The 19632-nt window shown below is 67.4% G+C and carries 21 protein-coding genes; 16 read left to right on the top strand and 5 right to left on the bottom strand.

Features of this window, described 5'->3' with window-relative positions; translation table 11 throughout:
* Positions 1 to 20 precede the first annotated feature (20 nt).
* From hemN to ccoS, 4 genes are read left to right on the top strand one after another with little or no spacing between them, the layout of a single operon-like run.
* Complete coding sequence (gene hemN / locus MA09_RS04105; protein WP_081897413.1) at positions 21 to 1535, top strand: oxygen-independent coproporphyrinogen III oxidase; 1515 nt, start codon at positions 21 to 23, stop codon at positions 1533 to 1535.
* A complete protein-coding gene (locus MA09_RS04100) occupies positions 1532 to 2329 on the top strand; it encodes a sulfite exporter TauE/SafE family protein (RefSeq protein WP_036245684.1) in 798 nt (265 codons plus the stop codon). The genes hemN and MA09_RS04100 overlap by 4 nt, the downstream gene beginning before the upstream one ends.
* Complete coding sequence (locus MA09_RS04095; RefSeq protein WP_081897412.1) at positions 2326 to 4806, top strand: heavy metal translocating P-type ATPase; 2481 nt, start codon at positions 2326 to 2328, stop codon at positions 4804 to 4806. Before MA09_RS04100 ends, MA09_RS04095 begins: the two co-directional genes overlap by 4 nt.
* A gap of 1 nt (position 4807) precedes the next feature.
* Positions 4808 to 4957, top strand: a complete 150-nt coding sequence (ccoS, locus tag MA09_RS04090) for a cbb3-type cytochrome oxidase assembly protein CcoS (protein WP_036245682.1) — start codon at positions 4808 to 4810, stop codon at positions 4955 to 4957.
* 44 nt (positions 4958 to 5001) lie between these two features.
* Here the strand turns inward: ccoS and MA09_RS04085 are convergent, their stop codons facing one another.
* Complete coding sequence (locus MA09_RS04085) at positions 5002 to 5400, bottom strand: TraR/DksA family transcriptional regulator (protein WP_036245680.1); 399 nt, start codon at positions 5398 to 5400, stop codon at positions 5002 to 5004.
* Between the two features lie 218 nt (positions 5401 to 5618).
* Here MA09_RS04085 and ccoN point away from each other — a divergent pair, with 218 nt between their 5' ends.
* The 6 genes from ccoN to MA09_RS04055 are packed head-to-tail and all read left to right on the top strand — an operon-like array spanning position 5619 to position 10764.
* On the top strand, positions 5619 to 7079 hold the full coding sequence (gene ccoN / locus MA09_RS04080; protein WP_051933151.1) for a cytochrome-c oxidase, cbb3-type subunit I: 1461 nt from the start codon (positions 5619 to 5621) through the stop codon (positions 7077 to 7079).
* Between the two features lie 16 nt (positions 7080 to 7095).
* A complete protein-coding gene (ccoO, locus tag MA09_RS04075) occupies positions 7096 to 7716 on the top strand; it encodes a cytochrome-c oxidase, cbb3-type subunit II (RefSeq protein WP_036245679.1) in 621 nt (206 codons plus the stop codon).
* A 2-nt stretch (positions 7717 to 7718) separates the two neighbouring features.
* Positions 7719 to 7901 (top strand): CcoQ/FixQ family Cbb3-type cytochrome c oxidase assembly chaperone, encoded by a 183-nt coding sequence (locus MA09_RS04070; RefSeq protein WP_036245678.1) that lies wholly within the window; start codon positions 7719 to 7721, stop codon positions 7899 to 7901.
* Positions 7894 to 8841, top strand: a complete 948-nt coding sequence (gene ccoP / locus MA09_RS04065; RefSeq protein WP_036245677.1) for a cytochrome-c oxidase, cbb3-type subunit III — start codon at positions 7894 to 7896, stop codon at positions 8839 to 8841. Before MA09_RS04070 ends, ccoP begins: the two co-directional genes overlap by 8 nt.
* The gene (ccoG, locus tag MA09_RS04060) at positions 8838 to 10226 is read left to right on the top strand and encodes a cytochrome c oxidase accessory protein CcoG (RefSeq protein ID WP_036245676.1); all 1389 of its coding nucleotides are present in this window, start codon (positions 8838 to 8840) and stop codon (positions 10224 to 10226) included. The genes ccoP and ccoG overlap by 4 nt, the downstream gene beginning before the upstream one ends.
* A gap of 13 nt (positions 10227 to 10239) precedes the next feature.
* The gene (locus MA09_RS04055; protein WP_036245675.1) at positions 10240 to 10764 is read left to right on the top strand and encodes a FixH family protein; all 525 of its coding nucleotides are present in this window, start codon (positions 10240 to 10242) and stop codon (positions 10762 to 10764) included.
* Between the two features lie 418 nt (positions 10765 to 11182).
* Here MA09_RS04055 and MA09_RS04050 read toward each other — a convergent pair whose 3' ends face one another.
* Positions 11183 to 11956 (bottom strand): ThuA domain-containing protein, encoded by a 774-nt coding sequence (locus MA09_RS04050; RefSeq protein WP_036245674.1) that lies wholly within the window; start codon positions 11954 to 11956, stop codon positions 11183 to 11185.
* Between the two features lie 517 nt (positions 11957 to 12473).
* On the opposite strand from MA09_RS04050, the gene MA09_RS04045 reads away from it, so the two are divergent.
* The 6 genes from MA09_RS04045 to MA09_RS04025 all read left to right on the top strand — a co-directional run bounded on the left by MA09_RS04045 (position 12474) and on the right by MA09_RS04025 (position 16972).
* Positions 12474 to 14306 (top strand): DUF885 family protein, encoded by a 1833-nt coding sequence (locus MA09_RS04045; protein WP_036245673.1) that lies wholly within the window; start codon positions 12474 to 12476, stop codon positions 14304 to 14306.
* A 1-nt stretch (position 14307) separates the two neighbouring features.
* Complete coding sequence (locus tag MA09_RS04040) at positions 14308 to 14820, top strand: hypothetical protein (protein WP_036245672.1); 513 nt, start codon at positions 14308 to 14310, stop codon at positions 14818 to 14820.
* 3 nt (positions 14821 to 14823) lie between these two features.
* A complete protein-coding gene (locus MA09_RS24775) occupies positions 14824 to 14994 on the top strand; it encodes a hypothetical protein (RefSeq protein ID WP_161783193.1) in 171 nt (56 codons plus the stop codon).
* A complete protein-coding gene (locus MA09_RS04035) occupies positions 14994 to 15569 on the top strand; it encodes a hypothetical protein (RefSeq protein WP_036245671.1) in 576 nt (191 codons plus the stop codon). Before MA09_RS24775 ends, MA09_RS04035 begins: the two co-directional genes overlap by 1 nt.
* Positions 15570 to 15664: 95 nt before the next feature.
* A complete protein-coding gene (locus MA09_RS04030; RefSeq protein ID WP_036245670.1) occupies positions 15665 to 16093 on the top strand; it encodes a VOC family protein in 429 nt (142 codons plus the stop codon).
* Between the two features lie 45 nt (positions 16094 to 16138).
* Entirely contained in the window at positions 16139 to 16972 is an 834-nt protein-coding gene (locus MA09_RS04025) for a metallophosphoesterase (protein ID WP_036245669.1), read from the top strand.
* Between the two features lies 1 nt (position 16973).
* Here the strand turns inward: MA09_RS04025 and MA09_RS04020 are convergent, their stop codons facing one another.
* From MA09_RS04020 to fnr, 3 genes are read right to left on the bottom strand one after another with little or no spacing between them, the layout of a single operon-like run.
* Positions 16974 to 17900, bottom strand: coding sequence for a DMT family transporter (locus MA09_RS04020; protein WP_051933150.1), 927 nt, complete (start codon positions 17898 to 17900; stop codon positions 16974 to 16976).
* Positions 17901 to 17960: 60 nt separating this feature from the next.
* The gene (locus MA09_RS04015; protein ID WP_036245668.1) at positions 17961 to 18743 is read right to left on the bottom strand and encodes an AraC family transcriptional regulator; all 783 of its coding nucleotides are present in this window, start codon (positions 18741 to 18743) and stop codon (positions 17961 to 17963) included.
* 11 nt (positions 18744 to 18754) lie between these two features.
* Complete coding sequence (gene fnr / locus MA09_RS04010; RefSeq protein ID WP_036245667.1) at positions 18755 to 19519, bottom strand: fumarate/nitrate reduction transcriptional regulator Fnr; 765 nt, start codon at positions 19517 to 19519, stop codon at positions 18755 to 18757.
* Positions 19520 to 19632: the final 113 nt, after the last annotated feature.

The following is a 19632-nucleotide window of genomic DNA, read 5'->3' as shown; positions in this document are numbered from 1 at the left end:
AGCAGCAGGAGTTGATTGACATGCACGCAACAGCGTTTCCGGCCGTGGGCAAGCCCGTGGTTCCCATCGCCGCCCACCCGGCAACCCGCCCGGCATCCCATCATGCAGGCGAATTTGCAACTTTTTCCACCGTCGATTTCGACGCCGACCTGATCAAGCGCCTCGGCAAGAACGGCCCGCGCTACACTTCTTACCCCACCGCCGACCGCTTCGACGAGGCGTTCGGCTACCGCGACTACCTGCACGCCGTTGCCGGTCTGCTCACCCGCGGCAGCGCCCGTCCGCTGTCGCTCTACCTGCACATCCCGTTCTGCGACACGGTCTGCTACTACTGCGCCTGCAACAAGATCGTCACGAAGAAGCGCGAGAAAGCCGCGACCTATCTGTCTTACCTGAAGCGCGAGATCGCCATGCAAGCCGCCCTGTTCGGCGGCATGAACGAGGTCGAGCAGCTGCACTTCGGCGGCGGCACCCCGACTTACCTGTCGGACGCCCAGATGGACGACCTGATGGCCCACCTGCGCCGCAGCTTCCGCTTCGCACCGGACGAGGTGGGTGAGTATTCGATCGAGGTCGATCCGCGTACCGTCTCCGCCGAGCGCGTGCACTTGCTGCGCCGCCAGGGCTTCAACCGCATCAGCCTGGGCGTGCAGGATTTCGACCCCGAGGTGCAGCGCGCCGTCAACCGCGTCCAGCCCGAACTCGAAACGCGCGCCGTGATCGACGCGGCCCGCGCCGCCGGTTTCCGTTCGGTGAGCATCGACCTGATCTACGGCCTGCCGAAGCAGACCCTGGACACCATGCGCCAGACCATCGACAAGGTGATCGCGGCGAACCCGGACCGTATCGCCGTCTACCATTACGCCCACATGCCGCACCTGTTCAAGCCGCAGCGCCGCATCGTGGAAGCCGATATGCCGTCCAGCGACACCAAGCTGCAGATGCTCCAGCTGTGCATCGAGCGCCTGGGTGCGGCCGGCTACGTGTACATCGGGATGGACCATTTCGCCAAGCCCGGCGACGACCTCGCCGTGGCCCAGCGCCAGGGCCGCCTGCACCGTAACTTCCAGGGCTACTCGACCCACGCCGACACCGACCTGGTGGCCTGCGGCGTCTCGGCCATCGGCGCGGTCGGTGCCACCTATAGCCAGAACGTCAAGACCCTCGAGGAATACTACGACCTGCTCGACCAGAACGAGCTGCCGGTGGCGCGCGGCATCCGCCTTGGCATGGACGACGCATTGCGCCGCAGCCTGATCCAGAAGCTGATGTGCCAGTTCGAAGTGTCGATCCCGGCGCTCGAACAGGCCTTCCCGATCGTGTTCAAGGACTACTTCGCGCCGGAGCTGGAGCGCCTGCGCGAAATGGAGAACGACGGCCTGGTCACCGTCGGTCCGGAATGGCTGACCGTGACCATGAAGGGACGCCTCCTGATCCGCAACGTGTGCATGGTGTTCGACCGCTACCTCGCGGCCAGGACCAAGGATGAAGGGTCGTGCCGCGACATGTCGCGGCACCACTCCCAGACCGTATGAACGTCAGCCTCTTCCCGGTATTCCTGGTCGGCCTGGCCGGCAGCGTCCACTGCGCCGGCATGTGCGGCGGCATCGTCGGTGCGCTGTCGGTCGCGCCGCGGCCGGCGTTTCCGGTTCCAGTGCGTACCGTGGCCATCCAGCGGGTGGCGCCCGTGGTCGCGCACGTGGCCGCCTACAACGCCGGGCGCATTGCCAGCTATGCCGTGGCCGGCGCGCTTGCGGGAGGCGTGGCGGGCGGCGCGGCCAGCCTCGCCGGCCTGCCGGCACTGCAGGCCGGCGCCTACGTGCTTGCCAACCTGATGCTGGTAGCCCTGGGCCTGTACCTGATGGATGCGTGGCGCGGGCTGGCCGTGCTGGAACAGGGTGGGCAGGCGCTGTGGCGCCGCATCTCCCCGCTGCTGCGCCAGCTGGGCCCGGCCGCCACGCCGGGACGCATGTTCGCAGCGGGCGCGGTATGGGGCTGGCTGCCTTGCGGGATGGTCTACAGCATGCTGGTGACGGCCATGCTGAGCGGTTCCGCGATCAAGGGCGCCAGTGTGATGCTGGCCTTCGGTCTCGGCACCCTGCCGATGCTGGCGGCGATCGGTCTGGCCGGGATGCGCCTGCGCACCCTGTTCCAGCTGCGCCAGGTGCGGCTGGCCTGTGGCCTGTTGATCCTCGGTTTCGGCCTGCTCGGCCTGTGGCGCGCGGCCGGCGGGATGTCGGCGCCCGGCACGCCGGCCGCCGGCATGGGGGCGCACTGGATCGATGTCTTGTGCGTCGCGTCCGGAGCCGCGCCGGGAGCCGGAGGATGAGCGCGGCGCTGGCAGAAGTCGTGCCGCCGGTGGAGCTGGTCAAGGACGCGCCGTCGGCAGCAGCCAACGATGCCGTCGACAGCGCCGACATCGGTGCCGCCGCCGCAGGCTGCTTTCACTGCGGCTCGCCGGTTCCGGAGGGCAGCCGCTGGCAGGCCAGCGTCGACGGTGCGCTGCGCAGCATGTGCTGCCCGGGCTGCGCCGCCGCGGCCGAGGCGATCGTCGCCGGCGGCTTCGCCGATTACTACAAGGTGCGCACCGAATACGCGGCATCGAGCGCCGCCCGGGCGGACGAACCCGAGCTGGCCTTGTATGACCAGCAGGGCATGGCGGGCGAGGGCAGCTTCTCGATCGAAGGGGTGCGCTGCGGCGCCTGCGTCTGGCTGGTCGAGCGCCGCCTGGGACAGCTGGCCGGCGTGCACGAAGTTGCGCTGAACGTCGCCACCGGGCGCGTGTTCGTACGCTGGGACCCGGCCCTGTGCCGTCCCAGCGCCATCGTGCGGGCCTTGCGCGCCATCGGCTACATTGCCGCGCCCTACGATGCGCAGCGCCACGCGGAACGGCTCGAGCGCGAGCGCCGCTCGCTGTTCCGCCAGCTGTTCGTGGCCGGCCTGTCGATGATGCAGGTGATGATGTACGCAGTGCCGGTCTACCTGGCGGAAGACGGCACCATGGACGCCGACATGCGGGCGCTGATGGCCTGGGCCTCGTTCGCGCTTACCCTGCCGGCCGTGTTCTATTCGGCGCTGCCTTTCTTCGCGGGCGCCTGGCGCGACATCCGGCGCGGCGTGCCGGGCATGGACGTGCCGGTGGCGCTGGGCATCGCCGCCGCCTTTGCCGGCAGCTGCGTGACCCTCGCTTCCGGCGAAGGCGACGTCTATTTCGACTCGATCACGATGTTCGTCTTCCTGCTGCTGGGTAGCCGCTACCTGGAGCTGGGCGCGCGCCGGCGCGCCACCCAGGCGCTCGACACGCTGCGCGGCGGCGTGCCGGCCTCGGGCCTGCGCTTGCGCGGCGATCCGGCCGAGCGCGATACCGAGCTGGTGCCGGCGACGGTGCTGGCGGTGGGCGAACTGGTGCTGGTGCCGCCGGGACGGGCGGTGCCGGCGGACGGCGTGATCGCTGAGGGCAGCACCGAGCTGGACTTTTCCCTCCTGACCGGCGAAAGCCGGACCCGCCGCATGGGGCCGGGCGAGGTGCTGCCGGGCGGCGCCGTCAATGCCGGCCAGGCGATCGTGGTGCGCGTCACCGCGGCGGCGCGCGACAGCACCCTGGCGATGCTGGTCAAGCTGGTCGAGCGCGCCGGCCAGGGCAAGCCGGCGATCGCGCTGTGGGCGGACCGCGTCGCCGCCTGGTTCGTGCTGGGCCTGCTGGTCTTGAGCGTGGCCGTCTACCTGATCTGGAGCAGCGTCGACCCGGCGCGTGCCTGGCACGCCGCGGTGGCGGTGCTGGTGGTGTCGTGCCCGTGCGCGCTGTCGCTGGCCACCCCGACCGCGCTGGCCGCGGCCACCGACCGGCTGCTGCGCCGCGGCGTGCTGGCCGTTGCTCCGCATACGCTGGAAACCTTCGAGCGCGCCACCCATGTCGTGTTCGACAAGACCGGCACCCTGACCCTGGGCCGTCCAGTGCTGCGCCAGGTGCAGCCGGTCGGCCCGCTCGACGTCGACCTGTGCCTGCGCATCGGCGCGGCGCTGCAGGCCGAGAACTCCCATCCGATCGGCATGGCGATCCGTGCCGCAATGGAAACGCATGGCTTGAGCGCCCAGCACCTGCGCGCCGAATTCGGACGCGGTATCGAAGGCAGCATCGACGGCGTCCTCTACCGGATCGGCACGGCGGATTACGTTGCCGAGCTGGCCGGCGGCGCGGCGCGCTGGGCGGGGCCGCCGGGCACCTCGATGGCCTGGCTCGGCTGCGAAGGCAGCTGGCTGGCGCGCTTCGACCTGGCGGACGGCATGCGCGAGGAGGCGCGCGACGTGGTGCGGCGCTTCCAGGACGCCGGCAAGACCGTGATCCTGCTCAGCGGCGACGACCAGGAAGCGAGCAGTGCGGTCGCGCGCCAGCTCGGCATTGCCGCCGCCTTCGGGGGACGTCTCCCGGCCGAGAAGCTGGCCTTCGTACGCGAGCTGCAGCAGGACGGCGCGGTGGTGGCGATGGTGGGCGACGGCACCAACGACGCCGCCGTCCTGCGCGGCGCCGATGTGTCCTTCGCCATGGGCCGGGGCGCCGAGCTGGCCCAGGTGCACGCCGACGGCGTACTGCTGGGCGACAGCCTGCTGCCACTGGCAGATGCCGCCGACACCGCGCGCCGTACGCTGGCGGTCATCCGCCAGAACCTAATATGGGCTTCGGTCTACAACCTGGCTGCGATCCCCGCCGCGGCGACCGGCCTGCTCAACCCCTGGCTGTCCGGGATCGGCATGGCAGCCAGCTCGGCAATCGTGGTGCTCAACGCGCTGCGGCTGCGGAAGGATTGATATGGAAGCGCTTTATCTCCTGATTCCCCTGAGTGTGATCCTGGTCGCGCTGGCGGTATGGATCTTTTTCGGAGCGGCGGAGAGCGGCCAGTTCGAGGACCTCGAAGGGCCGGGGATGCGGATCCTGGTGGACGACGATCGTCCCGCGTGACCGCCTCCGCCGGCAGCCGCGTGGGGGCCGGCCTGGATGCGCGCCTACATCGATGGGCCACGTCCGGTATGCTGGTCTTTCTCGAGCTGCGCCTGGCATTCGATGCACAGGCGCACCGTCGGCGTGGCCAGCAGGCGCGCCTCGGGAATGTCGCGCCCGCAGGATTCGCAGATGCCGGCGCCGCCCGATGCGAGCTTGCCGATGGCGACGTCGATCTCGTGCAGCAGGCTCGACTCATGCTCGGCCAGGTGCTGCTCGTTGTGGCTGATCATTTCGGCTTGCGAGCCGTCGTCGGGCTGGCCGAGGTGAGCCAGCGTGCCGATCGGCGGGGCGTCGTCACCCTGTGGTCCGGTGCGACCGCGTACGGTGTGCAGCAGGTCTTGACGCGCCTGGTGCAGGCGCTTGCTCAGTTCTTCCGATACGGATTGCGATAGAGGCGGCATGGCGGTGTTCCTTCCTTTCCGAGTGTCCGTCGAGATCCTTGAATGATCTCAAAGTCGCATCGTTGATTTTTCATTCAACACGTCCCGCGCACTCGGCCGCAAGATGCTGTTGCATAGCTCATCTGATGCTGAACAATTTGATTCACATCAAGGATTTTTGCACTGCGAGAAACGACACTCCTGATCGTCATCCATCAAGGTATTTTCAGGAGAGCATCTTGGACACCAGTCTAAACTATAACTACAAGATCGTGCGCCAGTTTGCCATCGCGACCGTCGTGTGGGGCGTGATCGGCATGGCCGCCGGCGTCTTCATTGCGGCGCAGCTGGCCTGGCCCGCGCTCAACTTCGACATTCCCTGGCTGAGCTACGGACGCCTGCGCCCGCTGCACACCAATGCGGTCATCTTCGCCTTCGGCATCTGCGGCCTGTTCGCCACCTCCTACTACGTGGTGCAGCGCACCTGCCAGGTGCGCCTGTTCTCGGACAGGCTGGCCAGCTTCACCTTCTGGGGCTGGCAGGCGGTGCTGGTGTCGGCCGCGATCTCGCTGCCGATGGGCTTCACCCGCGGCAAGGAATACGCCGAACTCGAATGGCCGATCGCGATCCTGATCACCATCGTCTGGGTGGCCTATGCGGTGGTCTTCTTCGGCACCATCATCAAGCGCCGCGTCCAGCACATCTACGTGGCCAACTGGTTCTTCGGCGCCTACATCCTCGCGGTCGCCATCCTCCACGTCGTCAACGGCGCGGTGATGCCGGTGTCGGCCATGAAGTCCTACTCGGCCTACGCCGGCGTGCAGGACGCGATGATCCAGTGGTGGTACGGCCATAACGCGGTGGGCTTCATCCTCACCGCCGGCTACCTGGGCATGGTCTATTACTTCATCCCGAAGCAGGCAGAGCGCCCGGTGTATTCGTACCGCCTGTCGATCGTGCACTTCTGGGCCCTGATCTTCACCTACATGTGGGCCGGCCCGCACCACCTGCACTACACCGCGCTGCCCGACTGGACACAGTCGATCGGCATGGTGTTCTCGCTGATCCTGCTGGCACCTTCGTGGGGTGGCATGATCAACGGGATCATGACCCTCTCCGGCGCCTGGCACAAGCTGCGCTCGGACCCGATCCTGAAGTTCCTGATCGTCTCGCTGTCCTTCTACGGCATGGCCACCTTCGAGGGCCCGATGATGTCGATCAAGACCATCAACTCGCTGTCGCACTACACCGACTGGACCGTCGCCCACGTCCATGCCGGCGCCCTGGGCTGGGTCGGCTTCATCACCATGGGCTCGATCTACTACCTGATCCCGCGCCTGGCCGGTAAAAAACAGATGTGGAGCATGCAACTGGTTGATGCCCATTTTTGGGTGGCCACGATCGGCATCGTGCTGTACATCGCCTCGATGTGGATCGCCGGCGTGATGCAGGGCCTGATGTGGCGCGCGGTGAACCCGGACGGCACCCTGACCTATACCTTCGCCGAAAGCGTCAAGGCCACCTATCCGTACTACGTGATCCGCTTCACCGGCGGCTTCCTGTACCTGTCGGGCATGGCGATCATGGCCTTCAACACCTGGAAGACGCTGAGCGGGACCAAGAGCGTGGATGTGCCGATCCCGACCGGCCCGGCCAAGCCCTACCCGCACCACGTACAGCCTGAAGCTGCCCACGCCTGAACCACCGGAGCACAGAATGAAGAAGAAGTTTACGCATGAATGGATCGAGAAGAACCCGTGGCTCCTGATTGGCCTGGTGCTGCTCGTGATCTCCTTCGGCGGCCTGGTCGAGATCGTGCCGCTGTTCTTCCAGAAGTCCACCACCGAGCCGGTGGCAGGCCTGAAACCGTACTCGGCGCTGCGCCTGGCCGGCCGCGACGTCTACATCCGCGAAGGCTGCTACAACTGCCACTCGCAGATGATCCGTCCGTTCCGCGCCGAGACCGAGCGCTACGGCCATTATTCCGTGGCAGGCGAGTTCGTCTACGACCATCCGTTCCAGTGGGGCTCGAAGCGCACCGGCCCGGACCTGGCGCGCGTCGGCGGCCGCTACAGCGACGAATGGCACCGTACCCACCTCGACAACCCGCGCGACGTGGTGCCGGAATCGAACATGCCGGGCTATCCGTGGCTGGCCGCTGCCCGCCTGGACCCCAGCGAGATCATCCCGAAGATGCGCGCGATGCGGCGCCTAGGCGTGCCCTATAGCGAGGCCGAGATCGCCGCAGCGCCGGGCGAAGTGGAGGGCAAGACCGAGCAGGACGCGCTGATCGCCTACCTGCAGGGTCTGGGCACCCAGATCAAGACGAGGAATTGAACATGGCTATTCAGCAGATCTTTGACGACGCCAGCAGCGTCATGACCGTCATCAGCTTCGTGACCTTCCTGGGCATCGTCGGCTGGACTTACGTGCTGCGCCGGAGCAGCGACTTCGACAAGGCTGCGCAGCTGCCCTTCATGGACGACGCGGCCGACAAGGCAGGGGAGAGCAACCGTGGCTGATTTCTTCAACGAGTTCTGGCACTGGTATGTCGCCGTCATCACGGTGCTGTCGATCCTCGGCTGCGGCATCCTGCTGTGGTCGCAGTCGACCTACCGCGTCAAGCTGCGCGCCGACGGCACGCCCGAGAAAACCACCGGCCACGTCTGGGACGAGGACCTGACCGAACTGAACACGCCGATGCCGCGCTGGTGGATCGTGCTGTTCTGGCTCACCATCGTGTTCGGCTTCGCTTACCTGGCGCTGTATCCCGGCCTGGGCAGCTACGCCGGCAAGCTCGGTTGGAACTCCGCCGGCGAATACAAGGCCGAGCTGAAGCAGGCCAAGGCGGACTTCGGCCCGCTGTTCGCGAAATACGCCAACCAGGACCTGAAGGCCGTGGCCGCCGACCCGCAGGCCCATGCCATCGGCGAGCGCCTGTTCCTGACCTATTGCGCACAATGCCACGGCTCGGACGCGCGCGGCAGCAAGGGCTTCCCCAACCTGGCCGACCGCGACTGGCTGCATGGCGGCGAGCCCGACGTCATCAAGCAGACCATCATGCAGGGCCGCGTCGGCACCATGCCGCCGATGGGCGCGGCCCTCGGTTCGGACAAGGACATCGAGAACGTGGCGCATTACGTGCGTGACTTGTCCGGCCTGCCGGCAGACCCGATCAAGGTCGCCTTCGGCAAGCCGAAGTTCGCCGCCTGCGTGGCCTGCCACGGCAGCAAGGGCGAGGGCAACCCGGCCATGGGTGCGCCGAACCTGGCCGACAAGGTGTGGCTGTACGGCGGCAGCCCGGAGACCGTGATGGAAACCATCCGCAAGGGCCGCACCAACACCATGCCGGCCTTCGGCGAATTCCTCGGCGAGGAGAAGGTGCACGTGCTAGCCGCCTACGTGTGGAGCCTGTCGAACCAGGCCGCGTCGAAGCCCATCGTCACGGCGCAAGCAAAATGAATGCGCCAAAGGAGGCGGTGGTCCGCTTGTACGCGGCGCGCGAGGAGATCTACCCGCGCGAGGTCAAGGGCCGCTACGCCTCGCTGCGCTGGGCCTGCGTCTGGCTCACCCAGTTGCTGTTCTACGGCCTGCCGTGGTTCGAGATGCACGGCCGCCAGGTGGTGCTGTTCGACCTGGCCAGCCGCAAGTTCTACCTGTTCGGGCTGGTGCTGTGGCCGCAGGACTTCATCTACCTGGCCGCGCTGCTCATCCTGTGCGCCTATGGCTTGTTTCTGGTGACGGCGGTGGCGGGCCGGGTGTGGTGCGGATTCGCCTGCCCGCAGACGGTCTACACCGAGATCTTCCTGTGGATCGAACGCAAGTTCGAAGGCGCCAGGAGCGCCCGCATTCGCCTCGACCGCCAGCCGTGGACGTTTGAAAAGATCGCGCGCAAGGGCGGCAAGCACGCCGCCTGGGGCCTGGTGGCGCTGTGGACCGGTTTTACCTTCGTCGGTTACTTCACGCCGGTACGCGAACTGAGTTTCGACCTCGCCTCGTTCGGACTCGGACCATGGGAAAGCTTCTGGGTGGCCTTCTACGGCCTGGCCACCTACGGCAACGCCGGCTGGCTGCGCGAGCAGGTATGCAAGTACATGTGCCCGTACGCGCGCTTCCAGAGCGCGATGTTCGACAAGGATACCCTGATCGTCACCTACGACGCCGCGCGCGGCGAGCCGCGAGGTTCAGCCCATGCCCGCATGGGGACGCCAAACACAGGAGATTGCATCGACTGCAGCATGTGCGTGCAAGTGTGCCCGACCGGGATCGACATCCGCCAGGGCCTGCAGTACGAGTGCATCGGCTGCGCCGCCTGCGTGGACGCCTGCAACGGTGTCATGGACAAGGTGAGCCGCCCGCGTGGCCTGATCCGCTATGCCACCGAGAATGCGCTGGCGGCGAAACTTTCCCCAAGCCAGGTGCGCCGCCGCGTCTTGCGCCCGCGCGTGTTGATCTACACCGCGGTGCTGGCGATCCTCGGCACCGCCATGGTCGCCTCGCTGGCGCTGCGCAATCCGCTCAAGCTCGACGTGATCCGCGACCGCGGTTCGATGGGGCGCGAGGTCGAGGACGGGATGATCGAGAACGTGTACCGGCTGCAGGTCATGAACACGACCGAGGAGGCGCAAAGCCTGCGCATTACCGTGGACGGCATCGCCTCGGCGAAGGTCGCCGACGAGGACCTTGTCGAGATCGACGCGGCCACTACGCGCGCAGTGCCGGTGCGGGTGCGCATCGCCGGCGGCGACGGGCACCCCGGATCGAACCGGATCGCCTTTACGCTGGCATCGACGGACAATGCGGCGCTGCGCGTGACGGAAGAAGCGGCATTCATCGTACCCAAGTAAAAGGAACAAGCATATGCAAGCCAATCCGAGCCTCCAGCCGGCCGCTCCCTGGTACCGGCACCGCTGGCCCTGGTTCCTGATGATCGGCCCCGTGCTGGTGCTGGTCGGCGGCGTCGTCATGATCTGGCTGGCGACGAGCCGACCGGACGCGATGGTGGTCGGCGACTACTACAAGCAGGGCAAGGCCATCAACCAGGAACTGCGCCGCGACCGCGTGGCGGGTCGTCTGGGACTGGTATTCGAGGCCGGCCACGACGCCGCCGTCGGCCGCGTTACGGGCAGCCTGCGCAGCCACGGCGAGCCGGTGCGGCAGCCTTTCCGCATCCGGCTGGCGCACCCGACGCAGCCGGAACGCGACCGCGTGCTGGAAGCGCTGCCGGACGGGCAGGGGCGTTTCGCGGCCGAGGCGCCCGGGCTGGAGCCTACGCACTGGCAGGTGGTCGTCGAAGGCGCAAGCAAGGAGGACGGCTGGCGCCTGGCGGGCAGCTGGAGTCCGGCGAAGGAGTCCAGCCTGAGGATCCGCGCGGACGCGGAGTAGCGGTGGCGCGGCGAGACAATGTGCGCATGTGAGCCAAGCCTGTTTTGCTAGGCTGTCATCGTCTCAACAGCAATCGTATGTCATGGCTCGCGGCCCGGTTGCATTGAACTCACGCGCTTTTGTTGGCGTCTGCCTGCGTGCTGCCGCAGGGCGGGGGCGCCTGCTGGTGTCTGCAGCGTCGCGTCCATGGCGTCTCGTGCGGGCCGAGCCCGAGGAAAGGATCAGTACCGGCCGTGGCACGGTAGCCGGCCACGAGGCCGGCCGCGAACGGAATGGCGCAGTTCGCGATCAGGGCGATGAGGATCGGGGCTGCCCAGGAGCGGCGCGCATAGCTTTCGCCGGGCCGGTGTCAGGAGCAGGCTCCAGAGGTCCAGAGGGCCTTGCGTTGCTTCACGCGCTACACGGGGAGCTGGAGGCCTCATTCGGCCCGGAAGCCGCGCCCCGTTGCCGCCCAGTAGATGCCGCCGTACAGGTGGTGCAGGAACACCGGATCACGGTAGGTCGCCGGCATGTGGCCCAGCGCCGTGTAGAAGGCGCGGCCACCGTCGTAGGCCTGGTACCAGCTGATGGGGTGGAAGGCGCCCATGCCCTTGCCCTTGCGCTCCGGCCAGTTGGCTTCCGGCTTGTAGGTGGACTCGTCGACGCTCAAGAGGTAGGTCAGCTTGCTGGAAGTGGCGGGACCGAACTCGTACCATTCGTCGGTGAACAGGGTGCGCGGCGCGAAGCGCTCCATGCCGGGGAAGTTGCGCTCGCGGACCTGCAGCACCGCGGTCTGCACCGCCGGGTGCACGTGGAACATGTGGCCGACCATCTTCGTGTACCACGGCCAGCCGTATTCCGTATCCGAGGCGCTGTGCACGCCCACGAAGCCGCCGCCCTTGCGGATGTAGCGCTCGAAGGCGGCCTGCTGCTTTTCGTCCAGCACGTCGCCGGTGGTCAGCAGGAAGACCACGGCCTGGTACTTCGACAGCTCGGCATCGTTCATCACACGGTTGGGGTCGGCGGTCCAGAACACCTTGAAGTCGTGCAGTTTGCCGAGTTCTTCCACGGCGGAGACGCCGGCGTGCACGGCGTCGTGGTGCCAGCCGGCAGTCTTGGTGAACACTAGAACATTGAATTGCTGGGCATGCGCGGGAACGACAGCCAGCATCGAAGCGCACAGCAGCGCTGGTGCGATGAAAGAAGATTTCATTATGGTCTCGTATTTGAATTATTATTTCACTGCCCTGGGTCATACATGAGCAGACGGGCTGCGAGCAATGATAGTTCATTAATCGAACTTATGGTGCGGAAGCGGGGGCCTGCGCTCCGTTTCGGGTCAGGGGACGGATGGCCTGCGCATCGGCGGCGGCACCGTGCCGGTGCCCGGACCGAATGCGCGCGGCCGGCCGGTCCATGCCAGGCGGGTGTGCCGCACGACTTCCATCCACGTCGCTCCTTGTCGGATGTATTTCACATCGTGGGCACGCGCGCCTGCAAGGCCGCCCCGCTCGTAGCGAACCAGCACCCTGTCCGGCCGCATCTCGGCCGATATCAGTCGTGCATGTCGGGTAGGGGCCTGGCCCAGGCTAGCATCGCGTAGCAGGCAGGTCTGTACATACTACGCGCGCGTTGTTTGTTTGACCTTTTCCATGTTAGATTCCTTGGCGGCAAGCACGGCTCACGAGGCCGTCGCCCGACACGACAACGACCAAGGAAACGAGACCAAGATGCCATCCCTCCGCCAGCGCAGCCTGCGCGCCGCCATCGGCGCACTGTTCATCCCCGCCGCCATCGCCGTTGCGAGCCTGCCCAGCGCGGCACTTGCCGCACCCGCGGCCAAGGCTGCCGCCGCCAAGCCGAACAAGGCCTTCGATGCCTGGGCCGACAAATTCGCCGAAGACTGGGTGCGCCTGAACCCGCAGCTGGCGACATCCACCCAGTATTTCAGCGGCGCCGTGCAGGCGAAGCTTGACCGCGAGCTCACCCCGGTCACCAGGGCCCACAGCCAGAAGATGCGGGCGCTGGCGAAGACCGGCCTGGCGCGCCTGGACAAATGGATGGCCGGCCCGCTGGACGAGAACCAGCGCATCTCCGCCGCCGTCATGCGCTGGTCGCTGCAGAACGCGGTGGCCAACGAGCCGTACGAGGATCACTCCTTCATCTTCTCGCAGTTCAGCGGCGTGCAGGTCGGGCTGGTCAACTTCATGAACACCACCCACCCGCTGCGCGATCCGCAAGACCTCGACAGCTACCTGGCCCGCCTGGAGCAGGTCGGCACGCGCATGGACGAAGCCCTGGCCCGCGCCCGCGAGGCCGCGGCCAAGTCCCTGATCCCGCCGCGCTTCATCCTCGAACGCGCGCAGTACCAGGTCGACACCTTCCTCAAGCCGGCGGCGGGCGAGAACGTGCTGGTGACGTCGCTGGCCCAGCGCACCGAGAAGATGGAAGGCCTGAATCCGGACGTGCGCAACGCCGCGCTGGCGCGCGCCGCCCGCATCGTCGACGAACGCATCCGCCCGGCCTACAAGCGGGTGCAGGAATTCATGCTGGAACTCCATCCGCGTACCGGCGACGTGGCCGGCATCTCGCGCCTGCCGAACGGCAGCGCAGCCTATGCGCGCGCGGTCGAGAACTTCACCAGCACCACGCTGAGCCCGAACGAGATCCACGAGATCGGCCTGCGCGAAGTCGCGCGCATCGAAGGCGAGATGGACCGCCACCTGCGTTCGCTCGGCCTCACCGAGGGCAATATCGAAACCCGCATGAAGCAGCTGGACGCGCGCTTCCAGCCGAAGGGCGAGGGCGATCCGCGCCCCGCCATCATCGCCAGCTACGGCGAGATGGTGAAGGACGCCGAGCGCAGGAGCGCCTCGCTGTTCAACCTGAAGCCGCGCGCCCCGGTCGAGGTGCGCCGCGTGCCTCCGCTGACAGAACCCTCGGCTGCCGCCCACTACACGCTGCCGGCGCCTGACGGCACCCGCCCGGGCATCTTCTGGGTGCCGTTGCGCGGCCCGAGCTTCGACATGATCCGCATGCGCAGCCTGGCCTACCACGAGGCGGTGCCGGGCCACCACTTCCAGCTGGCGATCCAGCAGGAGCTGACCGGCATCCCGAAATTCCGTAGCCAGCGCATCTTCAGTGGCGGCAGTGCCCATGCGGAAGGCTGGGCGCTGTATACCGAACGCCTGGCGGTGGAGCAGGGCTGGTACGAAGGCGACGTCCCGGGCCTGCTCGGCGCGCTCGGTTCGGAACTGTTCCGCGCCCGCCGCCTGGTGGTCGACACCGGCCTGCACTCGAAGGGCTGGACCCGCCAGCAGGCGATCGACTACGGCATCGGCGCCCAGGAAGTCGAGCGCTACGTCGCCTGGCCGGGCCAGGCCAACGCCTACATGATCGGCATGCTGCGCATTATCGACCTGCGCGAAAAGGCGAAGAAGGAACTGGGCGAGAAGTTCTCGCTCGCGGGCTTCCACGACCTGGTGCTGGGCGCCGGCTCGGTGCCGCTCGACGTGCTGGGCGAGCTGGTGGACGGCTGGATCGCCAAGCAGAAGAAGGCCTGACATGGGAAGCGCCGCTCGCCTGGCCCGCGGCGCCGGCCTGGCCCTGCTGCTCGGGCTAGGGCTGGTCCCGGCCGGCCAGGCCTGCCGTACGCCGCCTGTGCAACAGACCGTCGGTCCGGATGCGCTGATTGCAGGCGCGCAGGACGTCAGCGTCGCCAAGGTGGTGTACGTCGCCGAGCTTGGAGACGGTCTGGTGCGCTACGACTTCGAAGTCCAGCGCCGCCTGCTCGGCCCCGGGCGCAAGGAGTTCTCCCTTAGCGGCCGCGCGGTGGGCCGCTACCAGGAGCGTGAAGGTTCGCCCGACCACAGCGACGAGACGTTCTGGCAGCACGGCGGCGGCAGGCTGACGAACGAAGGCGACTGCGTCCTGCGGCCCGCTTTCCGGCTCGGCGAAAGCTACCTGATGTTCATGAACCAGACTGCCACCTGGCGCAGTTTCGAGCGGATCGGCGCGGCCGACGACAAATGGTTCGCGTACGTGGAGGAGAAGCTGCGCACGAGACCGCAACAATGAACCATGCTGGCGCGTCAGTGGACCTTGCATGCGAACGGCGGCAACCGCGGCAGCGACAACTTCCGCGGCCTGTACCACGCCTGGGGTCTGGGCACCGAGGCGCCCTTCCAGGAGCGCATCACGGATGCCCTGTACCGCGGCGCGATCGCCGCATCGAAGGAAGGAACAGATTGATGCCCGACTGGCTACGCATGCTTGCACAAGGATTGTTCTGGGTGGTGTCGATGACACTGATCATGCGTTGGCTGGCGCGCGGCAGGCACCGTGCCGCTCCTGCCGCAGCCGGCGGCCGCGTGCAGCACCACGCGCGTTTTCTCGTCATCGGCGTGATCTGCACGCTGTTCTTCGTCGGCGTGATGGTGGCGGCAAGCATCTGGCCGGACGAGGGCGTCAATTTCTGGTTCTATGCCTTCATGACCGGTTTCGTACTGCTGGGGGCTTACCTGGTAGCCGACTATCGCTTCGCGCGGCATACCGTGTCTGGAGCGGGCATGGACTTCGGACGGCCGACGGGCCGGCGCCTTGCTTTCGGCTGGGCCGACGTCCGGACCGTGCGTTTCTCGAAGAGTTGGAATTGGTTCAGGATCGAGCTGGAGTCGGGTAATGTCGTGCACGTGTCCGGAATGATGACGGGCCTGCCTGAATTCGCCGGCAAGGTGCTGGAACAGGTCCCCGCGGCGCGCATCGACAGGGACACCCTCCAGATGTTGCGGGACACGGCGAAAGGTCAGCTACCCCTGATTTGGTAATAGCCGCGGGTCAAGCGTTGGCTGGGCCCGGCGTTGCCACTACACTGGCTCCCGCACACGCTGTCTTTCACGACCTTCCACGACAGGAGCACAGCATGGAAACACAGGAAATCTACCGCGGCCGACTGATCGACCACATCCAGCTCGTGGTGCGCGACCTGTCCGCATCGCGCAGGTTCTACACCGCCGTGTTCGAGGTGCTCGGCATTCCCCTGGGCGGCTCGGGTGACGATTACTTCTGGGCGGACGAGCTCTTCATTTCCAGCCGCGACAGCGGGGCCGCGCAGGGCGTGCTGACCGGCCGCCATCACCTGGCCTTCCAGGCGCGCGACCGCAAGATGGTGAGCGCCTTCTACTTCGCGGCACTGGCCGCCGGCGGCAGGGACAACGGCCGCCCCGGGGAGCGCGCCTACCACCCGGGCTACTACGGCGCCTTCGTGCTCGACCCGGACGGCAACAACATCGAAGCGGTCTACCACGGCGAGGCGAAAAGAAACGCACCCTACGTGCGCGTCAGCTTCTGACACCGCGGCGCAGGCTGTAGCGGAAACCGCTATACTGCGCCGACCATGCGCATCCAGCTTTTCTCCGACCTGCACCTCGAACGCTACGCGGGCTTCGTTCCGCAGATCCGGCTCGACACCGATGTCGTCATCCTGGCGGGCGACATCGGTTCCTACCAGCCAGGCTCGCGCCTGACCGACGAGGACTTCGGCCTCGAACGCTTCTCGCCCCTGCGTCCTGGCGCCTCATCCGCACGCGTCCTGTACGTCCCCGGCAACCACGAATTCGACGGCCTCGAATACGACGAGGCCTATGCGCGCCTGCAGGCCAGCTGCGCACGCCTCGGCATCGAATGGCTGGACCGCGAGACCCTCGCCATCGGGCAGGTCCGCTTCATCGGCACCACCCTGTGGAGCGACTTCGACGCGCTGGCATTGCAGGAGCAAGACCTGGCCAAGCAGCTGCAGAAACGCGACAAGGCCTTCCGGGCGGCGAACTACTACCTCTCGAAGAACACCACCCTGAAGAACGGCGAGAAGGTGCTGGCCGAAGGCATCCGGGAGATGTCGCTGGACTGCCAGGACTGGCTGCGCGGCGCGCTGGCGGCGCCTTTCGACGGGACCACGGTGGTAGTGACCCACTTCGCCCCCAGCCTGCAAAGCGCCGACCCGCGCTACGGGCTCACGCCGGGCACCGCAGGCTTCTGCAATGCGCTCGACGGATTGTTCCCGCAGGCCGACCTCTGGATCCACGGCCACCTGCATTGCGCCAACGATTACGTGGCCAGCGGCGTCGAGGCAGGGCGGCCATGGTCCTGCCGCGTGGTCGCCAACCCGCTCGGCTACCTCAGCAAGGGCGAACAGGAAGCCTTCCGTCCCGACCTCGTCGTCGAGGTCTGATTCATTCCCGGTGCGCGGCGGCGCTCGAGGCCACCCCGGCCGCCAGCAGCAACAGCGCCGAGGCCTCGAGGCCGCTGGGCCAGCGCGCCTCCCACAGGAAGCCGTAGAGCGAGGCGAACACGGTCTCGAACACGATCATCTGTCCCATCAGCGCGATCGGCAGGGCGCGGCTGGCGTAGTTCCACAGGGCATTGCCGACCACGGAACAGAGAATCCCGACCGCCGTCACGACGCCGAGGAACTGCAGCCACTCGAGGGCCGTGTGCGAAGCACCGCCGCCCGGGAAGGCCGGCACCGCCAGCAGCAGGGCCTGGGCGCCCGTCATCACCCCGACCAGCAGGCTCCATTCGTTGGCCGAGACGTCCTCGAGCCGCGCCAGCCAGCGCCGGTTGACCACCGCATAGAAAGTCCACGACGCCAGGGACCCGAGCGCGCACAGCAGGCCGATGGCCGAGCCGCCCTCACCGGAGGCCAGTGCCTCCCAGCCGATGCAGGCCAGGCCGGCCCCGCCGAGCAGCAGGGAGGGCGCCAGGCGCCGCAGCGGCACCGCGCCGTGCTCGCGCAAGCCCGCCAGCGTGACGGTGATCGGCAGCAGCCCGATCACGATCGAGGTCATGGCGACGCCGCCCGTCTGCACCGCCTGGGCCAGAAACAGGTAGTACACGATGTTGCCGGCCAGGCTGAGCCAGGCCAGGCCGCGCCAGTCGGCCCCGGTGAGGCTGCGCCTGAGGCGCGGCCAGGCCCGTGCGACCAGCAGCGCGGCAGCGATGCCGTAGGCGAGGTAGCGGCCCGCCGACAACTGCAGGGGCGTGAAGCCGGGCACGAGCTCGGGCGCGAGGAATACCAGGCCCCAGAGGGCGCCCGCGGTGATGCCGGCGCCGATGCCGAGCTGGGTGGTGGGGGATGTCGTCTGAATCTGCGAAAGCATGGCCGATCTCCTGAGGTAGCGAGATTGTCGGCCGGATGCCTTTGCCTTTCTTGACCCTGGCTACTGCGGTGTTGACCGGGTCTCGCCAGACAGGTTTTCTCGATGGGCCCGCCGGTAGGCCGCAGGGGTGGTGTCCATGGCCCTGCGCATCGCCCGGGTCAGGGCGCTCTGCTCGGAAAAGCCGGTGGCCAGCGCGATCTCGGCCACCGGCCGTTCGCTGCCGGCCAGCCATTCGCAGGCGCGCCGCAGGCGGCAGTCGAGCAGCCAGTCATGGGGCGTGCTGTCGCGTTCTTCGCGAAACAGGGCGTGCAGGCGGCTGAGGCTCAGGCCCGCCGTGCGCGCCATGCTGTCGGTCGTCCACGGCAGGCCCGGTTCGGCCTCGATGCGGGCGAGCAGGGCGGCCAGGCGCGAGGCCGGCCGGGGCGCGCCCAGGTCCAGGGTGTCGAGCAGCAGCGGCGTCCAGCCCTGCAGCACGGACGGAGCGGGCGGCCGGGTGGCGGCCAGGATACCCATGAACTCGACCAGCTTGCGCGCGGCGGGACCGATGGTGCCGAACGGCCGCTCGAGCAGTCGCTGCCAGGGTCCGCGCGCAAACGTATCCGCGTCCAGGTCGACGATGAGCGACTGGTTGGAAACCGAACTGCATTCGGAGTGCCAGGCACCGGGCGCCACTACCGCGACGCACAGGGGATCGAGCCGGGCCTGGCGTCCCTCGATCTCGAGCGCGACTTCGCCGCTCACGGGCAGCACCAGTTGGCCGAACGCGTGGCGGTCCGAGGTGCGCGTCTCGCCATAGCTGCGCAGATGCAGGTCCAGATGCGGGCCGAGCAGCGGTGCAGCCATCGCGCCAGGTCTCAGCCCATCGGGCTGCAGACGTCGGTGCCGGCCGCCAGCGCCTTGAGCTTGGCCGGGTCGAGCAGGGTGACCTCGCGCTTGTCCACCTGCAGCCAGCCCTGCTTCTTGAAGCGCGACAGCAGGCGGCTGATGCTCTCGATGGTGAGCCCGAGGTAGTTGCCGATGTCCTCGCGCGACATGCGCAGCTGGAAGCTGCTCGGCGAATAGCCGCGCGCTGCATAGCGCGCCGACAGGTTGACCAGGAAGACGGCGAAGCGCTGCTCGGCCCGCATATTGCCGAGCAGTAGCATGACGTTCTGCTCGCGCGTGATTTCCTGGCTCATGATGCGGTGGAAGTGGCGCAGCAGGGCCGGCACATGGCCGAACAGATCTTCCAGGCGCGAAAACGGGATCTCGCACACCTCGCTGTCCTCGAGGGCCACGGCGTCGCAGTGGTGGGTGCCGCTGATCGCATCCATGCCCAGCAGTTCGCCGGCCATCTGGAAGCCGGTGATCTGGGCTTCGCCGGCCGCGTTCACCTGGTAGGTCTTGAAATGGCCGAAGCGCACCGCGTACAGGTTGCGGAAGGGCTCGCCCATCGCATACAGGCGCTCGTCGCGCGCGAGGCGGCGGCGGCGGCCGATGATCTGGTCGAGGCGGTTGATGTCGGCATCCTCGAGGCCCATCGGCAGGCACAGCTGGTGCATGCTGCAGGCGCTGCAGCTGGTCTTGAGGGCCTGGATGCTGACTGGCGCTTCGCCCGGGAGCGAAATGGGTTGGTTCATGGCGGGAACGTGAAAACGCGCGAATATGCTGACGCAGCCATTATAGACAAAGGCCGGGTTCGCGGCTTTCATTTCGCAGATGAAAGTAGCGTGGGCGGGCCTCCCGCCCACGC

This window comes from Massilia sp. BSC265 (assembly GCF_000740675.1).
Lineage (GTDB): Bacteria > Pseudomonadota > Gammaproteobacteria > Burkholderiales > Burkholderiaceae_D > Telluria.
Note: the sequence above shows the minus strand (reverse complement) of the source record. Positions and strands in the feature narration are given on the sequence as shown.